Origin of the sequence: Paracoccus broussonetiae (assembly GCF_031854425.1) — a bacterium.
GTDB lineage: Bacteria > Pseudomonadota > Alphaproteobacteria > Rhodobacterales > Rhodobacteraceae > Paracoccus > Paracoccus broussonetiae.
Map to the genome: position 1 here is coordinate 161918 of NZ_JAVRQI010000006.1, position 17325 is coordinate 179242.

Annotated in this window: 11 protein-coding genes; 3 read left to right on the top strand and 8 right to left on the bottom strand. The window is 64.5% G+C overall.

The genetic code is table 11. The features are described 5' to 3' along the window. Nucleotides 1-49 precede the first annotated feature (49 nt). Nucleotides 50-1192: a glycoside hydrolase family 19 protein gene (locus RM190_RS09525; RefSeq protein WP_311759191.1), complete on the top strand. Its 1143-nt coding sequence runs from the start codon at nucleotides 50-52 to the stop codon at nucleotides 1190-1192. A 210-nt stretch (nucleotides 1193-1402) separates the two neighbouring features. Beyond that, a complete protein-coding gene (locus RM190_RS09530) occupies nucleotides 1403-6817 on the top strand; it encodes a caspase family protein (protein WP_311759192.1) in 5415 nt (1804 codons plus the stop codon). 25 nt (nucleotides 6818-6842) lie between these two features. Here the strand turns inward: RM190_RS09530 and RM190_RS09535 are convergent, their stop codons facing one another. Further along, nucleotides 6843-7397 (bottom strand): MarR family winged helix-turn-helix transcriptional regulator, encoded by a 555-nt coding sequence (locus RM190_RS09535; RefSeq protein WP_311759193.1) that lies wholly within the window; start codon nucleotides 7395-7397, stop codon nucleotides 6843-6845. 107 nt (nucleotides 7398-7504) lie between these two features. On the opposite strand from RM190_RS09535, the gene RM190_RS09540 reads away from it, so the two are divergent. Next, nucleotides 7505-9058: an MDR family MFS transporter gene (locus RM190_RS09540; protein ID WP_311759194.1), complete on the top strand. Its 1554-nt coding sequence runs from the start codon at nucleotides 7505-7507 to the stop codon at nucleotides 9056-9058. Nucleotides 9059-9110: 52 nt separating this feature from the next. On the opposite strand, the gene RM190_RS09545 is transcribed toward RM190_RS09540, so the two are convergent. From RM190_RS09545 to paaN, 7 genes are read right to left on the bottom strand one after another with little or no spacing between them, the layout of a single operon-like run. Then, nucleotides 9111-11054: a 3-hydroxyacyl-CoA dehydrogenase NAD-binding domain-containing protein gene (locus RM190_RS09545; protein WP_311759195.1), complete on the bottom strand. Its 1944-nt coding sequence runs from the start codon at nucleotides 11052-11054 to the stop codon at nucleotides 9111-9113. Nucleotides 11055-11056: 2 nt separating this feature from the next. After that, entirely contained in the window at nucleotides 11057-11758 is a 702-nt protein-coding gene (locus tag RM190_RS09550; protein ID WP_311759196.1) for an ABC transporter ATP-binding protein, read from the bottom strand. Next, nucleotides 11745-12521 carry an ABC transporter ATP-binding protein gene (locus tag RM190_RS09555; protein ID WP_311759197.1) on the bottom strand — a complete coding sequence of 259 codons (777 nt, stop codon included), beginning with the start codon at nucleotides 12519-12521 and terminating at the stop codon, nucleotides 11745-11747. The genes RM190_RS09550 and RM190_RS09555 overlap by 14 nt, the downstream gene beginning before the upstream one ends. Further along, complete coding sequence (locus tag RM190_RS09560; RefSeq protein ID WP_311759198.1) at nucleotides 12518-13474, bottom strand: branched-chain amino acid ABC transporter permease; 957 nt, start codon at nucleotides 13472-13474, stop codon at nucleotides 12518-12520. The genes RM190_RS09555 and RM190_RS09560 overlap by 4 nt, the downstream gene beginning before the upstream one ends. Nucleotide 13475: 1 nt before the next feature. Beyond that, a complete protein-coding gene (locus tag RM190_RS09565; protein WP_311759199.1) occupies nucleotides 13476-14348 on the bottom strand; it encodes a branched-chain amino acid ABC transporter permease in 873 nt (290 codons plus the stop codon). Between the two features lie 60 nt (nucleotides 14349-14408). Further along, nucleotides 14409-15554 carry an ABC transporter substrate-binding protein gene (locus tag RM190_RS09570; protein WP_311759200.1) on the bottom strand — a complete coding sequence of 382 codons (1146 nt, stop codon included), beginning with the start codon at nucleotides 15552-15554 and terminating at the stop codon, nucleotides 14409-14411. Between the two features lie 30 nt (nucleotides 15555-15584). After that, nucleotides 15585-17231 (bottom strand): phenylacetic acid degradation protein PaaN, encoded by a 1647-nt coding sequence (gene paaN, locus RM190_RS09575; protein WP_311759201.1) that lies wholly within the window; start codon nucleotides 17229-17231, stop codon nucleotides 15585-15587. Nucleotides 17232-17325 lie beyond the last annotated feature (94 nt).

Below are 17325 nucleotides of genomic sequence, written 5' to 3' on the forward strand. Positions count from 1 at the left end.
GGCATTTCTGAAGAGACCGGTCCCGCTTTGGTTAATGAGGGAGATAGACATGTCGATGGACCGCCGCATTTTCTTTGATCAGATCCGCCCCCTGTTCGGTGGACGCCTGAACCAGCCGCAAGTCGAAGGCATGGACGCCATCCTGAACAGCTGGGAACGACGCAACCCGAATGGAGACCTGCGCTGGCTGGCCTATGTATTCGCCACGGCATTCCATGAAACCGCCCGCACGATGCAACCGGTGCGCGAAGCGTTCTGGCTGTCCGAGAACTGGCGGCGTCGCAACCTGCGCTATTATCCCTATTACGGGCGCGGCTATGTCCAACTGACCTGGTCCGAGAATTATGCCCGCGCCGGCAGCTTCGTTGGCGCCGATCTTGTCCGCAATCCCGACCTTGCGATGCTGCCCGCTCATGCCGCGACGATCATCTTCGTCGGTATGGAGGCAGGCTGGTTCCGCGGAGATTCGCGCGGAAGACACACCCTGACACGCTATTTCAATCGCAACGTCAACGATCCGGTGGGCGCGCGCGAGATCGTCAATGGAAGGGAAATCAAGACGATAAACGGGCGCAGGGTGCTGATCGCCTCGGTCATCGCGGGCTATCACGACGCCTTCCTGCGTGCCGTCAACGCCGGGGCGCGCGCGGGTGTGGGCCTGCAAAGGGGGTTCGAAACCGCTATGCCAACCTCGCTGGACGACGATGTCTTCACCGAAGATTTCGCCCTTGGCCACGACGCTTTGCTGGCCGAGGCGGTGCCCGGCCCGCGGGGCGGAACCTTTGGCGATATTGCCGCGGCCCTTGCCGCACCCGAGGCGATGCCTGTCGAACTGCCGGAGATGTCCGATGCAGCAACGCCCATGATCGAGGATTTCGACGCGCACGCATCGGACAGCAGCGTTCTGCTGGATCGCACGGTCGAGATCGTGACCGCCTATCTGGATGGCAACAACAAGATCGACCAGTCGGATCTGCCCGCGCTGATCACCGGCGTCTATCGCGCGTTGGCGGGCCTGACGATGGCCACCGCGCTGTCAGAGCCTCCGGACTTCGACATGCTCGCGGAAGGCGAGAGCAGCGATCTGGCGGAACCGGAACCGGCAGCATCGAAGGCTGCGGCGACACGCAAGCGGTCGCGTGGGGGCCGATCCAAAAGCTATGCCGACGGGCCGGCAACGGAGCATGTCTGAAATGGCCTCGACGGCCCCTTACGCAATATCGGATGGGGCCGCCAATTCCATAAAATTTCGATTTATTTATTCTAGATATTTGAAAACTTCCAGAAAAATGAAACGGCCGGGTTCCATTGATTTCGCGCGCTTCGTTTGATTGCATGAATCAGACCATTACGATCCAGTTATTTTCAGATCCTTTAAATGTCGCTTGTTTGGGGTAAATTAATGGCAGAGCTGGCGAGCCTTGGGGGGATGGGCGCGAAGCGTGATTATATCGACTTGCGCGACCATATTTTTGCCCCCCGCTTCGACCTTCTCCCCTCGGAATACTTGCCACGGGATTCACTTTTCACGCCTGCAACTTCGGGAAATCTGCCTTTTGGCCTGCGCAATCAGGGGCAGCGCGGGAATTGCGTGGGACAGGCGCTTGCCAACCTGATCGATATCCAGATGCACATGCGCATGCCCCCCGGCGCGCCACAACGTCGTGTCAGCGCCGCGATGCTGTATCAGATGGCGATGTTCCACGATGTCGCGGACGAGGAGGGACAGGACGGCATCCGCACGCTCCGCTCCGGCATCAAGGCGTTCTTTCATCACGGCGTATGCCCCGACGGCACCGAGGATGACGGCTGGCCGGATGACGACACTGCCCAGTCCCGCCGCTGGCCCAGCGAGGCGCAAGCCCGCGCGGCGCAGAACGTGACCCTTGGCGCCTATAGCCGCATCAGGCCGATCCTGCATCACTATCACTGCGCAATCCACGAAGCCGGCACCGTCCTTGTCAGCGCGCGACTGCACCAAGGCTGGGCCTCGCCCCAGCAGGGCAGAATCATTCCACAGGAACCAAAGGATGAGCTTTGCCACGCGGTAGTGATCGTCGGCTATAACTGCGAGGGTTTCATCGTCCTGAATTCGTGGGGCGAGGATTGGGGGGGCATTCCCCTGGGTGCCGAGCCAGATGCGCCACGTGCGCGCGGAATGGCGCTTTGGACCTATGCCGACTGGGCGAAAAGCATTGTCGACGGCTGGGTGCTACGGCTGGGGGTGCCGGGCCGCGACGCCTTTCTGGTCAGCGCGGGCCCACAGGGAACCGAGCGGGAAACAGAGACGCCCGGCTCGACCCCATATCGCATGCTGCAGGGGCATTTCGTCAATCTGGATGCCGGTTGTCCGCAGGAAACGGGCACCTATGCAACCCCTCAGGCCGCGATCGATTCCACCGTCACCGGCATCCTGGACCGGCTCAGGGGCGACAGTCGTGGCGTGGTGCTGAGCCTGCCGGGAGTCATGGAAACCGAGACCCAGGCCTTCGCCCGCGTCGTTCGGCAAAAGCTGAAATTCGAGGCCGAAGGCCTTGATTTCCTGACATGCTTCTGGTCCGCAAACTTCGCCGCAGACCTGGATGCCGTGCTGGAAGACATCTTCGAACGTTGCCGCAAGCAGGCCGGGGCAGCGGTGGAGTCGCTCGACCGGCTCTTCGAGCTGTCGGCACGCGGCTCGGGCCACGCCTTCTGGCGCGAGATCGAACGGCACGCCCTTTGCGCGGCACTGCCCGGCGGTGCCGATCCCGGCCATGCCGCGCCTTGTGCAGCCAGACGCCGAGGCGAACTTGGGGCGATTGTCGAACGCATCGCCGATGCCTGCGCAGAGCAGGCAAAGCCGCTCCACATTCTTGCGAACGGAGCCGGCGCGCTGGTTGTCGACGGGTTGCTGGAACGGTTTCGTCGGCGTGCGGTGCTCAGCGATCCCTTGTCCTGGGTGCCCGCGCTGGGAAGCCTCGTGCTGACCTTTCCAGCCGTGCCATTGCGCCAGGCCAATGAAAGACTGCTGCCGCTGGCGCGGGCGATGGCGGCGCGTGGCCCCGATTCCGGTGCCGCGATTATTGTCCCCACCCCCGATCTGGAACGCAGGCTGACCGTCCACGGCTATGGGCGTTCGATCCTGCATCTTGCCTCGCGCGCCTTTCTGGAACGTGATGGCGCAAGCACCGACCAGCCGATGCTGGGCAGCTATCGCGCTGCAGAGCCAGATGCCCCGGGATCCGACCTGCTGGTCGATCCGCTGGCCGCGCATCCTGACCGGGTGGAACCGCCCTTTGTGCCCTTCGGCGGGTTTCCGGCCATCCGCCTGGAACAGCACGAGCTGGATTCCAGCCCCGACCTTGAAGACCGGATCCTGCGGACCATCAGGCAGGCCCCGCCCCCTTACCCGGCCGCGCGCACCCCGCGGCCCGCTTTCCCCACGGAGGATAGCATCATGACCTCACAGGAAATTCCGACCATCACCATGTCCGAGCTTCAGCAGAAGATCTCGGAAGGCACTCTCGATCCAGAGGCGGCGCGGTACTATTTCCGGTTGGACGAAGCCGCGTCCACCCCGTTCTCGCCCGTTTTCCTGCCCAATCCAGATTATGTCATCATGCCGGGGGCGGATTCGCGTTCGGCCCTGGCGCTGAACTCGGCCAACACCTTGGCACGCTGGTCGCGGCTGGCGGCCTATTACAGCAAGATCGGACATGGTTATGACGGCCCGCGCCTTGCGGCCGAAGGCGACAGCTGGTTCCAGTACCCGGTCCGGCTGTTCGACGTGATCGACTATGTCGCCGAACGCTATGCCGTCTTCGATTCCTCGGCTGCGGGCGACCTGCTGGAGAACATGGCCCGTCAGCGGGAATATATCGACGCCTTGCGCCAAAGCGGGGCGGATATCCTGCTGTTGTCGGCGGGGGGCAACGATGTCTGCGCCGGTGGCGCGCTGGCGGATCATCTTGAGGATTTCGACCCCGCGCTTCAGCCCGCCGATTACCTCAAGCGCGGGTACCAGGACCTTCTGGACAGCGCCATCGCCTTTTACGAGCGGATCTGCCGCGACGTGAATGGCCATTTCCCGGGCGTCACCATCATCACCCATGGCTATGACTATGTCGTGCCGTCGGGCGGGCGCTGGCTGGGTCGCCCGATGGAAAGTCGCGGGATCACCGATCGCGGGCTGCAAAAGCGCATCGCTGCCGAGATGATCGACCAGTTCAACCGCGCGTTGCGGCGCATGGCAGCGACCATGTCCCATGTCGCCTATGTCGATTGCCGCAATGCTGTTCCCGCCAACCAGTGGTTCGACGAGCTGCACCCCACCAATGCCGGCTTCGCTCCGGTAGCAGCCCGGATCCTGACCAAGGTCAAGGAGATCACCGAAAGCCGGCGCGAACGCGAGCTGATGGTCAATCGGGTCGTCCCCGGCGGCCGCCAGCAAGCGTCGCCGCAGTTGGTTCCGCAGTCGCTGGCCGGGTCGCGAAATCTGGCCCGCTCGCTGCATCTTGGCCTGAATGAGATCGATCCCGGCCATTATGCCGGCGATTCCGGGTATCTGCGCGGCTGCGAGAATGACGCCCGCGCGATGCGGGACCTGGCCGAGGCGCAGGGCTATGCCACGACCACCCTTCTGTCCCGTGAAGCCACCCGCGATGCCGTCATCGAGGAATTGCGCCGCGCGGCGCGCGATCTGCGCGCAGGCGACCAGTTTCTGTTCACCAATGCAAGCCACGGCAGTCAGCTTGCCGATTTCAACGGCGACGAGGGCGAGATCGGCAACCGCAATCCCGACAGCACGATCTGCCTTTACGACGGCCAGATGATCGATGACGAGCTGTGGTCCCTGTTCTCGCAGTTCCAAAGCGGCGTCCGCATCGTCATGATCTCGGACAGCTGCCATTCGGGAACGATCGCCCGCGCCCAGCGTATGGGCTTTGATCCGACCTCGCTGGCCTCGGTCGGGGCGCTGGACAATCCGGCGGCGCTGGCTGCGATGGCGGTTCGCGCCGATCCGGGCCTGCTGCCCAGACGGCTGCGCGATGCGACGGCCAGCGCGGTGCAGGACCTGCATCGCGACTTCTATGCCGATCTGTCGCGGCAATACCGCCATGTCGACCGGCAAGTGCTGGCTTCACCCGTGCGGCCGGTGCTTGCGGCCTCGCTTCTGCAGTTCAGCGCCTGTCGCGACGATCAGGTGGCAATGGACGGAGAGGAGCACGGAGTCTTCACGGCAGCGCTGCTGAATGTCTGGGATCGTGGTGGCTTCGGGGGCAGCTATCGCCAGTTCCATGACCGGATCGTCGATGCTCTGGCAACGATGGAGCAGAAACCGGCGCTGTTCACCCCCGCTCCCATCGATCCGGCCTTTCTGCGGCAGCGTCCCTTCACACTCGTCGGGGCCGAGCTGAACCGCGAAACCGAAGGCATGATGCGTCCGGCCGAAGCCACCTCTCCCGCCGCCCCGGAAGAGGATCGGACAGAGGCAACCGAAAGCATCGCCACGCTTGACGGAACCGAGGGGGCAGAAGATCCGGGCGAAAGCTTGGCTGCCACATCCCGTGCGTCGGCACCCGGTATTTCCGCCGCCACCATGCAGCGGTTCAGCAGCTTCATCGCGCCTCTGGGACTGCGCCACTTCGCCGCGGAAGAGTTCCTGGCCCTTGGCGCGGGTCATTTCGGGGGTGGCGCGGCCCATGGCCTGAACAGCGCCCCGCCCGAACAGCTTTGGCCGAATATCTTGCCCACGGCCCAGGTGCTGGACCAGTTGCGCGCGCGGCTGGGCGTTCCCGTCACGATCAACAGCGCCTATCGCAATGCAGCCTATAATCAGGCGATTGGCGGAGAGCCTCATTCCTGGCACATGCAGTTCCGCGCCTGCGATATTTCGGCGGAGGGCGCCTCGGCTCGCAAGGTCGCGGACACGCTGTCCGAAATGCGCGGCGAAGGCCTGTTCCGCGGCGGGATCGGGCGCTATGCGGGCTTCACCCATGTCGATACGCGCGGCGTCAATGCCGACTGGTCTGGCGCGGGCCGGGGTCTGGACGCTGGCCAGAATGCCGGGGCCACCACCGCCAGTCGCAGGTTGCGCGAATTTGCGCAGTCGATCCCGGTCGATCCGAAACAAGGTGGCCGCAGCCGCAGCACCGGGCCGGGCGACCTCGCCGATGCCGATGCGGCGGTGAACGGCGCGCAGATCATGGCGCTGGACCGCAAGCTGTCGCCCGAATTGCGCAAGGCCGTGCTTTATTCGACCCAGTTCGCGCAGCGCGCCGCCAATGCCGCCGCCGATCCGGTCGAGGATCACGATACCTGGTGGCAGACGCTCAACTCAGCTCTTGGCGCGGTCGGGTGGAGCGTCCAGCAATCGACCTATCGCCGGGCATCGAACAGCGACCAGGACGCCACGCTCGACTCGCTGGCGATCGATGCGATTGCCGCACTGACCAGCGTCGCGGGCAAGCTGAACGCCATTCGCGCAGTTCTCGACGCGCTGCGCGGCGCGGCGGCCGGAGACAAGCGCCTGAAACTGCTGGACCTGCACATGTCCGAGAAAGCCAGCGGCGCCTTTCAGATAGGCGAGACCGAACTTGGCGAGAATGACGAGGTGCTGATGAGCATTGGCGCCGTGCAATTCCGCAGTCTGGACACGCGCAAGGGCGTCCTGTTCGCGCATTGGGGCAAATCGGTAGACTCGGTCGGGATCGCGGCAGAGCGGATGATCTTCAACCATGACTTCTATGAAAACATGGCCCGATCGGTGGTCGAACAGCGCCTGACCGACGCGCAAAGCCAGATCCTCGCCTTCAAGCTGGAACGGCAGCCGTCCTGAGGGCGAACGGCAGGCGCGGGGCGATCTAGCCCCGCGCTGCCTTGGCGTCGGCCGCGGCAGGCTCGGGCTGCCCCTGCGCGGTTGTCATGCGGCCCTCCAGCGCCAGGGTGAAGGCCTCGAACCCCTCAGCAAAGGCGGTCACGCGCTCCTCGGGCCATTCCGCCAGGATCTCGGCGATCATGTCCAGCTTGACGCGCCGGATCTCGGAAAAGATGCGGTCGCCCGCTTCGGTCCTTTGCAGGACGGCGCGACGCGCATCCTCCTGCGAAACGGCGCGGATCAGGTAGCCCTGCTCAACCAGCCCGGCGACAAGGCGGCTGGCACGCGACGGATCGACCCGCAGCTGCCGCGCGATGTCGCCCACCGAAACCTCGCCTTCAACATGGCGGGGATCGTCACAGCCCGGCTGTGCGGGGACAAGCGTCAGCGCGTCCAGATCGGATATGTCCAGGCTTGGCGCGACATTGGCCAGCGCAAGCCTGCCGATCACCCGGCGACCGATCAGGACCCGGAAACGTCCCATCGCGGCCGAGATCCTGTCCAATCCCGCCTGCTTGCGCGCCTCGTTCACCCCGTCCATCCTTTCCCGCAGAATTTATGTGCGGTTGACATATATATGATCTTTGCACATATATGGCGACAGTCATCGCGTTGCAACGATTCGCAGCCGGAAGCAGGTTCCAATTCATGTCCAATCACGTTCAGCCCACGGTCGGGCCTTCGGGTCTGACCCATCGTCGCCGCATGGCGATCTTTTCATTTCTGATGCTCAGCCTGTTCATGGCAACCTTGGACAACCAGGTCGTATCGACTGCGCTGCCGACGATCATCGGCGAATTCGGCGCGATCGAGCGTTTCGCCTGGATCGGCTCGGCCTATCTTCTGGCGCAAAGCGCGATCATGCCGGTCTATGGCAAGCTGGGCGACCTGTTCGGGCGCAAATACGTCATGATGTTCGCGGTCGGCCTGTTCACCATCGGATCGCTGCTTTGCGGCCTGTCCTGGTCGATGGACAGCCTGATCGCGGCGCGCGTCTTCCAGGGCCTGGGCGCGGGCGGGATCATGGTGTCGATCTTCTCGATCAACGCCGACCTGTTCGAGCCGCGCGAGCGCGCGCGCTATCAAAGCTTTTCCAGCCTGGTCCTGATGGCATCCGGGTCGATCGGTCCCACCCTTGGCGGCACGATGAGCCAGTATCTGGGCTGGCGCTCGATCTTCCTGATCAACCTGCCCATCGGCATCATCGCCTTGGCGGGGCTGATGTTCATGCTGCCCTATCGCCGCCCTGAACGGCAGCCCAAGATCGACTATGTTGGCGCGTTGACGCTGGCCATCGCGATCTCGGGGCTGGTTCTCTGGGCGGACAGCCAGTCGCTGTTTGGCTCGCTGACGGCCTGGCCCTCGCTTGCGCTGCCCGTGATCTCGGCGCTGGCCCTGACCATCTGGCTGCGAGTCGAGCGTCGCGCGGCCGAACCCGTCATTCCGTTGGGGCTGTTCCGCGACCGGAATTTCTCACTTCTGCTGATCGTTGGCATCGTCAGCGGCGGAATCGGCATCGGGCTGGTCAACTATCACGCGCTGTTCCTGCAGATGACGACAGGCCTGTCTCCCGCCCACGCGGGCCTGTTCTTCATCGCGATTACCGCTGGTATCGCCGGCGGATCGCTGACCGCGGGGCGGCTGATCTCGCGCACGGGGCACTATAAGCCCTGGCTGGTGCTGGGCCTGTTCCTGTCAACGCTGTGTCTGGCCGGGCTGATGGTGCTGCCGCTGCACGTGCCCTTCTGGGCTGTCGCCGCGGTGCTGCTGGCGCAGGGCATCGCCATCGGGCTGGGCCAGCAGGCACCGGTGATCGGGGTGCAGATCGCCTCTCCGGCCAAGGATGTGGGTGCAGCGACGGGCGCGGTGACGCTGTCACGCATGGGGGGCGCGGCCCTTGCAATTTCTATCTACGGCGCGATCCTGACCGACCAACTGATGCGGGCAGTGGTGCCGGGCGTCGGTTCCATCGCCGAGATGACGCCCGACCGCATGGCGGCCCTGCCCGCTGCTGCCCGCGAGGGGGTGGCTGCCGCGTTCCGTGGTGCCTTCGACTGGGTCTATTTTTCGGCAGTCGTCATCGCGGCGGTCGGCTTCCTCGCCGCGGCCATGTTGCGGCCGGTCCAGCTGGCGCCAATTGGCGAAGCGGAAAAGCCGCAGGCAAAGCCCGCCGACATGCAGGCCGCGCCCCGCGCCGGCTGACCCCATCCTGACAGAACGGGGCGCGACGATCTTGCGCCCCGTTCGCGCGGATTTAGATGCGCGAGCGGCTCGCAAACATCGGCCCGCCGCGCCAGCGCGGAAAGCCGTAGCCGTGGATCTTGACCAGATCGATATCCGCAGGGCTGGCGGCAATGCCTTCGTCCAGGATTGCCCGCCCCTCGGCCGCCATCTCGCCAACCAGAACGGCGGCAATCTCATCCTCGGACATCCCCGTTTCGGCAGCAACCTGCCCGCGCAGCAGTTCCGCGACGACCGCCGAGACCTGCGGCCGACGGTCGCCCGCGACATAATCATACCAGCCGCCACCGGTCTTCTGCCCCTTGCGACCCGCACGAACCAGGATATCGCCCAGTGTCTCGGCCACGTCCTGACCCTTGGCGCGCGCGCCCTCGCGCTGCAGGAAGGCGATGTCGAGTCCGCCCAAGTCCTGCGCCTCGAACGGTCCCATCGCAAGGCCATAGCCCTGCATCGCCGCGTCGATCCGCGCGATGGGCACGCCCCGCCGAACCAGCCCTTCGGCCGCAGCGCGATAGCGTTTCAAGATCCGGTTTCCGATGAACCCATCGCAAATACCTGATTGCACGGGTATCTTCTTCAGAAGGCGTCCAAGAGCGAAGCCGGTCGCCAGCGTCTCGGGCGAGGTGTCAGGCGTGGGCACGATCTCCAGCAGCTTCATCACATTGGCCGGGCTGAAGAAATGCAGGCCGATGAAGCGATCCGGGTTTGGCAAAGCCTCGGCAATCTCGCGCGGGTCAAGATACGAGGTATTGGTGGCCAGCACCGCATCCGCGCGGCAGACCGCACCAAGCTGGGCAAAGACCGCGCGCTTGACGCCGATTTCCTCGAACACGGCCTCGATCACCATGTCCACATCGGCCAGCGCCTCGTAATCGGTCGTTCCGGTGACGTCATCCCTGAGAGTCTGCGCCTGTGCTTCGGTCAGTTTGCCGCGCTTGACCCCGCCATCGAAGACATTGGCGACATTGGCGAGACCACGCGCGACGGCATCGTCGTCGCGCTCGATCAGGATAACGGGAAGGCCCGCGTCGCGGATCGCCGCGATGATGCCCGCGCCCATCGTGCCGCCGCCAATGACGGCAATCTTCTTCAGCGGCAACGCCGCGACATCGCGCAGGGCAGCCGGACGGGGGGCGGCACGCTCGGCAAAGAAGACCGCACGCAGGGCTGCGGCTTGTTCGGTGCCGCGCAGCTCCATGAAGGTCTTGCGCTCGAACTCCATCGCCTCGGCAAAGGGGGCTTCTGTCGCCTTGCGGATCGAAGCTAGGACACGCGAGGGCGCGGCCGCGCCTTTGGCGGATTTTGCGACGGCTTTCTCGGCGTCAAGCCAAAAGGCCGCATCGGGGGTCTCGATCGGACGGGCCGAAACCGGCAGCGGCAAGGGCTGTTCGATCGCCGCGCGGGCAAAGGCCACGGCACCTTCCAGCAGATCGCCCTGAATCACCGCGTCGATCAGACCTGCGGACAGAGCTTTCGGCGCGCGCAGCGGCTTGCCAGTGGTCGCCATTTCGACCGCCATTGCGATCCCGCAAAGGCGCGGCGTGCGCACCGTGCCACCCGCGCCGGGAATGATGCCTAGCGTCACCTCGGGCAGGCCGATCTGGGCATCGGCCAACGCCACGCGGAAACGACAGCCAAGCGCGATCTCGAAGCCGCCACCAAGCGCCGAGCCATGAATCGCCGCGACCCAGGGCTTTTCCGCCGCCTCGAGCCGGGCGACCAGATCGGGCAGATGAGGCTCGACCGGAGGCTTCCCGAATTCCGTGACATCCGCGCCTGCGATGAAGGTCCGACCCGCACAAACCAGCACCACCGCCCGGACAGAAGGATCGGCGTCCAGTTCCGCCACGGCGTCCCAAAGCCCTTGGCGCAGCGCCAGGCCCAGCGCGTTGACGGGCGGGTTGTCGACGGTGACGGTGGCGATTTCGCCGATACGGGCAATGGTGACGACGGACATGTTCAAATTCCCAAGTAAGCTTCGCGAATGCGGGGATCGGCGATCAGTTCCGCCGCCGCGCCCTGCATGGTGATTTGGCCGGTTTCCATGACATAGCCACGGTCGGCGATCTTGAGCGCGCCGAAGGCGTTCTGTTCGACCAGCAACACGGTGACGCCAAGCGCCTTCAGCCCGCTAACCACGTCGAAGATCTGCTGCACGATGATCGGAGCAAGCCCCATCGAAGGCTCGTCCAGCAGCAGGCAGCTTGGCCGCCCCATCAACGCACGGGCCATGGCCAGCATCTGCTGCTGGCCGCCCGAAAGGCCCCCCGCCGCCAGATTGCGCTTCTCGCGCAGGATCGGGAACATGGCGAAGGCGTCGTCCATGTCCTTCTGGACCCGGTCGTCATGGAAAAGGAACGCCCCAAGCCGCAGGTTTTCCTCAACCGAAAGGTTCGTGAATATCTGCCGCCCCTCGGGCGATTGCGCCAGACCCCGCGACAGCCGCTTATAGGCCGGAACGGTGGTCAGCGCCTCGCCCCGGAAGGTGATCTTGCCTGCGGATACCGGCTGCACGCCCGACAGGCAGCGCAGAAGCGTCGTCTTGCCCGCGCCATTCGCGCCGACGACGGTGACTATCTCGCCGCTGTCGACCTGCAGGTCAAGGCCGTGCAGCACCTCGATCCGGCCATAGCGCGAGCGCAGTCCCTCAACTGTCAGCATCGGCGGCCTCCGTTCCCAGATAGGCGGCGATGACCGCCGGGTTGCGGCTGACCTGTTCGGGCGGGCCTTCGGCGATCTTCTCGCCGTGATCCAGCACGACGATATGGTTCGAGATGCGCATCACCATCTTCATGTCATGCTCGACCAGCAGGATTGCGACGCCGGATTTGGCGACCTCGGCGATCAGGTGGTCAATTTCCTCGGTCTCGACGGCGTTGCAACCGGCGGCGGGCTCATCCAGCAGCAGCACGGCTGGGTTCATCGCCAGCGCACGGGCGATCTCCAGCCGCTTGAGAGAGCCATAGGACAGGTTCCCGGCCTCGCGGTCGGCGGCCCGGTCCAGTCCGACACGGGCCAGAAGTTCGCGCGCACCTTCCTCGGCCATGCGCGAACGACGCCTCGACGAGGGCAGGTTCAGAAGATCAGCAAGAACCGGGCCGCGTTCGCGCAGGTGAAAGCCCGCCATGGCGTTTTCCAGCACCGTCATGTTCTGAAAGATCTGAAGGTTCTGGAACGTGCGGGACATGCCGCGCGCGGCCAGCAGGTAAGGCTCCATCCCGGTCACGTCCTCACCCTTCAGGCGGACGCGGCCCGAACCGGGGCGATAGACGCCCGAGATCATGTTGAACAGCGTCGTCTTGCCCGCGCCATTCGGCCCGATGACCGAGACGATCTCGCCCGGTTCAACGGAAAAGCTGACATCGTGGACTGCCCGAAGGCCCCCGAAGGCGATGCCAAGGCGCTCGATCTGCAACAGGCTCATTCGCCCCTCCCCCGGATCTTGCGCATGATCGAGGGCACCAGCCCTTCGCGCAGGAAGATCATCACCAGCATCATGACAAGGCCAAGGATCAGCTGTTCATATTCGGCGAACACGGTCAGCACCTGCGGCAAAAGCGTCAGGATGCCCGCGCCAAGGATCGCGCCGGGGACAGACCCCACCCCGCCCAGCACGGCCATCGTCACCATTTCCACCGAATGCATGAAGCCCGCGATGTCCGGGGTGACGAACTTGTTCTGAAGCGCCAGCAACGACCCGGCCACCGAGGCATAGACTGCCGAGATCACGAAAGCCTGCAGCTTGACCCGCGCGACATCGATGCCGACGGTCCCGGCGGCGATCTCGGACCCGTGCAGCGCGCGCAGCGCTCGTCCGGTCGGACTGGCATGCAGGTTCAGCGCGATCCAGGCCCCGATGACAAGGCAGAGCCCGGTAAAGGCATACCAGAATTCCCCATTCGAGAGGTTCAGGCCCCAGTCCTTCAGCAGCCCCCGCAGGCCCAGATCCGCGACCTCGATCCCGTCCGGGCCCTTGGTCAGGTGCCGTTCGTTGTTCAGGACCATCGCGACAAGAATACCGAACCCCAGCGAGGCGACGCCAAGGTAATAGCCCTTGAGCCGCAGGATGGGCTTGCCGACAAGATAGGCAAGGATGGCCGAGATGACCGCGCCCAACACCACGGCCAGCGCCGGGTGCAGGCCAAGATGCACCGGGGCCAACGCGCAGGCATAGCCGCCGATCCCCGCAAAGCCGGCATGACCCAGGCTGATCTGCCCGGCATAGCCGGTCAGGATCACGATGCCGGTCACGGCCAGCGCATTGACGAAGATCAACGCGCCGACGCGGAAGTAATAGCCCGAAGGAAAGAAGAAGGGCGCGGCCGCGATCAGCACGGCCATGGCAAGAATGGTCAGGTGTTTGCCGGAAATGCGCATGTCAGACCCGTTCCGTTGATTTCCGGCCAAACAGGCCCTGCGGCATGAAGAACAGGACCGCCAGGATCACGACAAAGGCCGCCGCCTCCTTGTATTGCGAGGAGAGGTAGCCCGCGGTCATCGCCTCGATCAGTCCCAGCAGAAGCCCGCCCGCGAAAGCGCCCTTGGGATTGCCCATGCCGCCCAGCATCGCGCCCGCAAACCCCTTCAGCGCAAGGCCAAGGCCCACGTCATACGAGGTCATCGTGATCGGCGTGATCAGCACCCCCGCGAAGGCGCCGATACCCGCCGAAAGCGCGAAGGACAGCGTCATCACGAAATCCGTATTGATCCCGACAAGCTGCGCGGCCAGCCGGTTGTTAGATGTAGCGAGCACCGCGCGGCCAAGGATGGTGCGGGTGAAGAACAGCCACAGCCCGACAAAGACCGCAAAAGCCCCGCCGATGGCCCACAGGCTTTGCGACAGGATCGTGGCCCCCATGACATGGATCGGGTCATCGCCTGAAAAGGCCGGGAAACTGTGGATCTGCTTGTCGAAGATCAACTGCGCCGCGCCCCGGATGAAGATCGAGGCACCGATGGTGATGATGATCAGCGACACGACCGGGGCCCCGCGCGCGGGCTCGATCGCCAGCTTGTTGAGCGCGACCCCGACCGCCGCTGTCGCGGCAATCGCGACAAGGGCGGCCAGTGGCAGGGGCAAGCCCGCCGCCGTGGCAAAGACGGTGATCATGCCACCCAGCATGACGAATTCGCCCTGTGCGAAGTTCACCACCCCCGAGGCGTTGTAGATGATCGTGAAGCCAAGCGCGACAAGCGCGTAGACCGCTCCGACGGTCAGGCCTGAAAACAGGAATTGCAGGAATTCGGACATGCTGGGTCCTGTGGCTAAGGGCTCAGGGCGAATGCGGCCCCGAAGGCGGGGCCGCGGGGATCATTCGACGATGGTCCAGTCCCCGTCCTTGATCTCGAGCATCCGGAACGCGGTCAGGTCGAGGCCAAGGTGGTTTTCGGGTGACATGGTGTAGATGCCGGTCGTGCCCGCCAAACCAGAGACCGTCTCCAGCGCATCGCGGATTGCCTCAGGCTCGGTGCTGCCCGCACGGGTGATCGCGTCGACCAGCAGCGCGAAGCCGTCATGGGCATAGCCGCCGAAGGTGCTGACCGGGACCTTGTATTTCGCCTCGAATGCCTCCTTGTAGGCGGCAACCACCGGTTTTTGCGCATCGCCATCGGCCAGCAACCCCGCGACCAGCAGCGCCGTTCCGGGCAGGCGCACACCTTCGGCGGCGTCCTTGCCGGCAAGTTCGATGAACCCATCCGACGCCACGCCATGCGACTGGTAAAGCGGCAGGCCGATCGCCAGCTGCTTGTAGTTCCGCGTCACGATCGACGGACCCTGACCGAAGCCCGGGTTCAGCACGGCCTGAACGCCTGCGGCATTCTTGATCTTGGTCAGCTGCGCCGTCATGTCGGCGTCCTTCGGGTCATAGGTCTCGTCCGCGACGATCTCGATCCCGTATTCGCCGATGACGTCCTTGCACTGCGCCTGCATCGACGCGCCAAAACCGTCCGTCCCCGAGATCAGGCCGATCTTGGTGATGCCCTGCTTCTTCATGTCCTCGAAAATCTTCTGGCAGGCCATGCGGTCGGTGTGCGGGGTCTTGAACGTATAGGGCTTGACCGGCTGGATGATGTCGATCGCGCCCGCCAGCGAGATGAATGGGATCTCGGCATCCTCGGCGACCGACAGGATCGACATCGAGGTTCCGGTGGTGGTGCCGCCAATGATCGCCTGGACCTCGTCATCCTCAATCAGGCGGGTGGCGAAGGTGCGCGCCTTGTTGGCGTCGCCACCATCGTCATACAAGACCAGCGCGACCTCTTCGCCGTTGATCCCGCCCTTGGCATTCAACTGCTCGACCAGCATTTCAAGCGTCTTGGCCTCGGGATCGCCCAGAAAGGCGGCAGGACCGGTGGCCGAGATCGAGGCGCCGACCTTGATTTCAGCGCAGGCGGCGGTCGCAAGGCCAAGCGCGATCAGCGCGGCCGGAACGGTCGTGGTCAGGGTTTTCTTCATGTCGTCTCCTCCCAGAGAACTTGATACGGATCAGGCAGCAGCAGGGCGTCGCCACATCACCCGGCGGAAACGGGTGGCGACGAAGGCGGTATCGGTCAGGCTGGCATTGCCGGCGGGATTGGCGCCGGTGACGTGAAAATCGCTGAAGGCCGCCGACTGGTTGACAAAGATATTGCCGGTCAGGTTGATCGACAGGTTCACCCCGGCATCCGCAAAGGCCAGCACGGCGCGGGCAATGCGGGCCTCGTCCAGATCATAAAGCGCCGCTGTGATCGCGCCCTTGTCACGGGCGAGGCTAGCGGCGCGGGCGATGCCCACATCAGCATCATCGACCGCGACCAGATAGGTGATGGGGCCGAAACATTCCCGCTCGCAAGCCGGGTCGCCATCCTCCACCGCCAGCAGCAGCGGCGTCGCGGTGCGTCCTTCGCCCAGCGGCGTCGAGTCGCGGATCACCCGTCCGCTCGCGCGCGCATCTTCGATTCGCGCCAGCGTCGCGGGATTGGCGATGGCCCCGCAAACACCCGCCGCGCGAGCCGGATCGGAAAGAAGGGTATCGATCGCGTCCGCGATGGCCGATGCGACCTGATCGAAGCTTTTCCACCCTTGATCGGTCTGGATGCCCCCGCGCGGGATATGGATGTTCTGCGGCGCGGTGCACATCTGGCCCGAATAAAGCGCCAGCGAGAACGCAAGATTCGCACACATGCCCGCAAGATCGTCGGTCGCGGCAATGGTGACCGTGTTGACGCCCGCCTCTTCACTGAAAAGCGCGGCGGTCGTGTTCCCCCGCAACCAATCCCCGAATGTACCAGAGCCGGTATAATCGATCAGGCGGACCGCCGGGTGGGTTGCAAGCTGTTTGGTGATCTCTGCCCCCGGCCCGTCCACGGCCAGAAGCACGGCATCGGCGGGAAGTCCGGCTTCGTCCAGCACCTCGCGCAATACGCGCACGGTCAGCGCAAGCGGCAGGATTGCAGCCGGATGGGGCTTGATCACGACGGGGTTGCCGGTCGCGAGGCTGGCGAAGATGCCTGAATAGGAATTCCAGGTCGGAAACGTGTTGCAACCGATCGCCAGCGAGACCCCCGCCGGAACCACCGTCCAATGCTTGTCCAGCACGACGAGCGCGCCTTTGCCCTGTGGCTTTTCCCAGCGCGCAGCGCCGGCGAATCGGGTCATTTCGTCCCAGGCCATTGCCACGGCCTCAAGCCCGCGATCCTGCGCATGGGGCCCGCCAGCCTGGAACGCCATGGCGAAGGCTTGCCCGGTGGTGTGCATCGTCGCATTGCCGATCAGGAAGCTCATGCGGTTCAGCCGAACCAGCGCCTCAAGGCAGGCACCGACCCGAACCTCGATTTCCGCCTGCGCAAGGGCGGGTGCTGCGGCCTGCGATGCGGCGATCAGGGTATCGACCGATGCCGAGGGATAGGAAATTTCCAGTGCCGGGCCAAAGGGTGACTGCTCGGCACCAAGACGGCTTTCTTCGGGATGGCCGGGCAGATCAAAGGGGCGACGCTGCAACGCGGTAAAGGCGGCGGCTCCGTCCTCACGCGCAATCTCGCCATAGATCTTGCCGCTGGGAACCTCGGGAAACGGGGTCCAGAATTCTCGCCGGCGCAACGCGGACAGAGCAGTGTCCAACATCGGCCGGTGGCGGTCGAAAAACTGTGACATGGCATCCCTCCCAAGCGCGTCATATTATCATTGACCGACCGGTCGGTTTATGCAACAAAAATCTTCGAGGAGCCTCGGAAGATGAGGCAGGGAG

Excerpts from the sequence above, each read along its gene's own strand:
- RM190_RS09530 (WP_311759192.1), top strand. The coding sequence starts at position 1,403 with ATGGCAGAGCTGGCGAGCCTTGGGGGGATGGGCGCGAAGCGTGATTAT.
- RM190_RS09555 (WP_311759197.1), bottom strand. The coding sequence starts at position 12,521 with ATGAGCCTGTTGCAGATCGAGCGCCTTGGCATCGCCTTCGGGGGCCTT.
- RM190_RS09565 (WP_311759199.1), bottom strand. The coding sequence starts at position 14,348 with ATGTCCGAATTCCTGCAATTCCTGTTTTCAGGCCTGACCGTCGGAGCG.
- RM190_RS09535 (WP_311759193.1), bottom strand. The coding sequence starts at position 7,397 with ATGGACGGGGTGAACGAGGCGCGCAAGCAGGCGGGATTGGACAGGATC.
- paaN (WP_311759201.1), bottom strand. The coding sequence starts at position 17,231 with ATGTCACAGTTTTTCGACCGCCACCGGCCGATGTTGGACACTGCTCTG.
- RM190_RS09545 (WP_311759195.1), bottom strand. The coding sequence starts at position 11,054 with ATGTCCGTCGTCACCATTGCCCGTATCGGCGAAATCGCCACCGTCACC.
- RM190_RS09570 (WP_311759200.1), bottom strand. The coding sequence starts at position 15,554 with ATGAAGAAAACCCTGACCACGACCGTTCCGGCCGCGCTGATCGCGCTT.
- RM190_RS09550 (WP_311759196.1), bottom strand. The coding sequence starts at position 11,758 with ATGCTGACAGTTGAGGGACTGCGCTCGCGCTATGGCCGGATCGAGGTG.
- RM190_RS09540 (WP_311759194.1), top strand. The coding sequence starts at position 7,505 with ATGTCCAATCACGTTCAGCCCACGGTCGGGCCTTCGGGTCTGACCCAT.
- RM190_RS09525 (WP_311759191.1), top strand. The coding sequence starts at position 50 with ATGTCGATGGACCGCCGCATTTTCTTTGATCAGATCCGCCCCCTGTTC.
- RM190_RS09560 (WP_311759198.1), bottom strand. The coding sequence starts at position 13,474 with ATGCGCATTTCCGGCAAACACCTGACCATTCTTGCCATGGCCGTGCTG.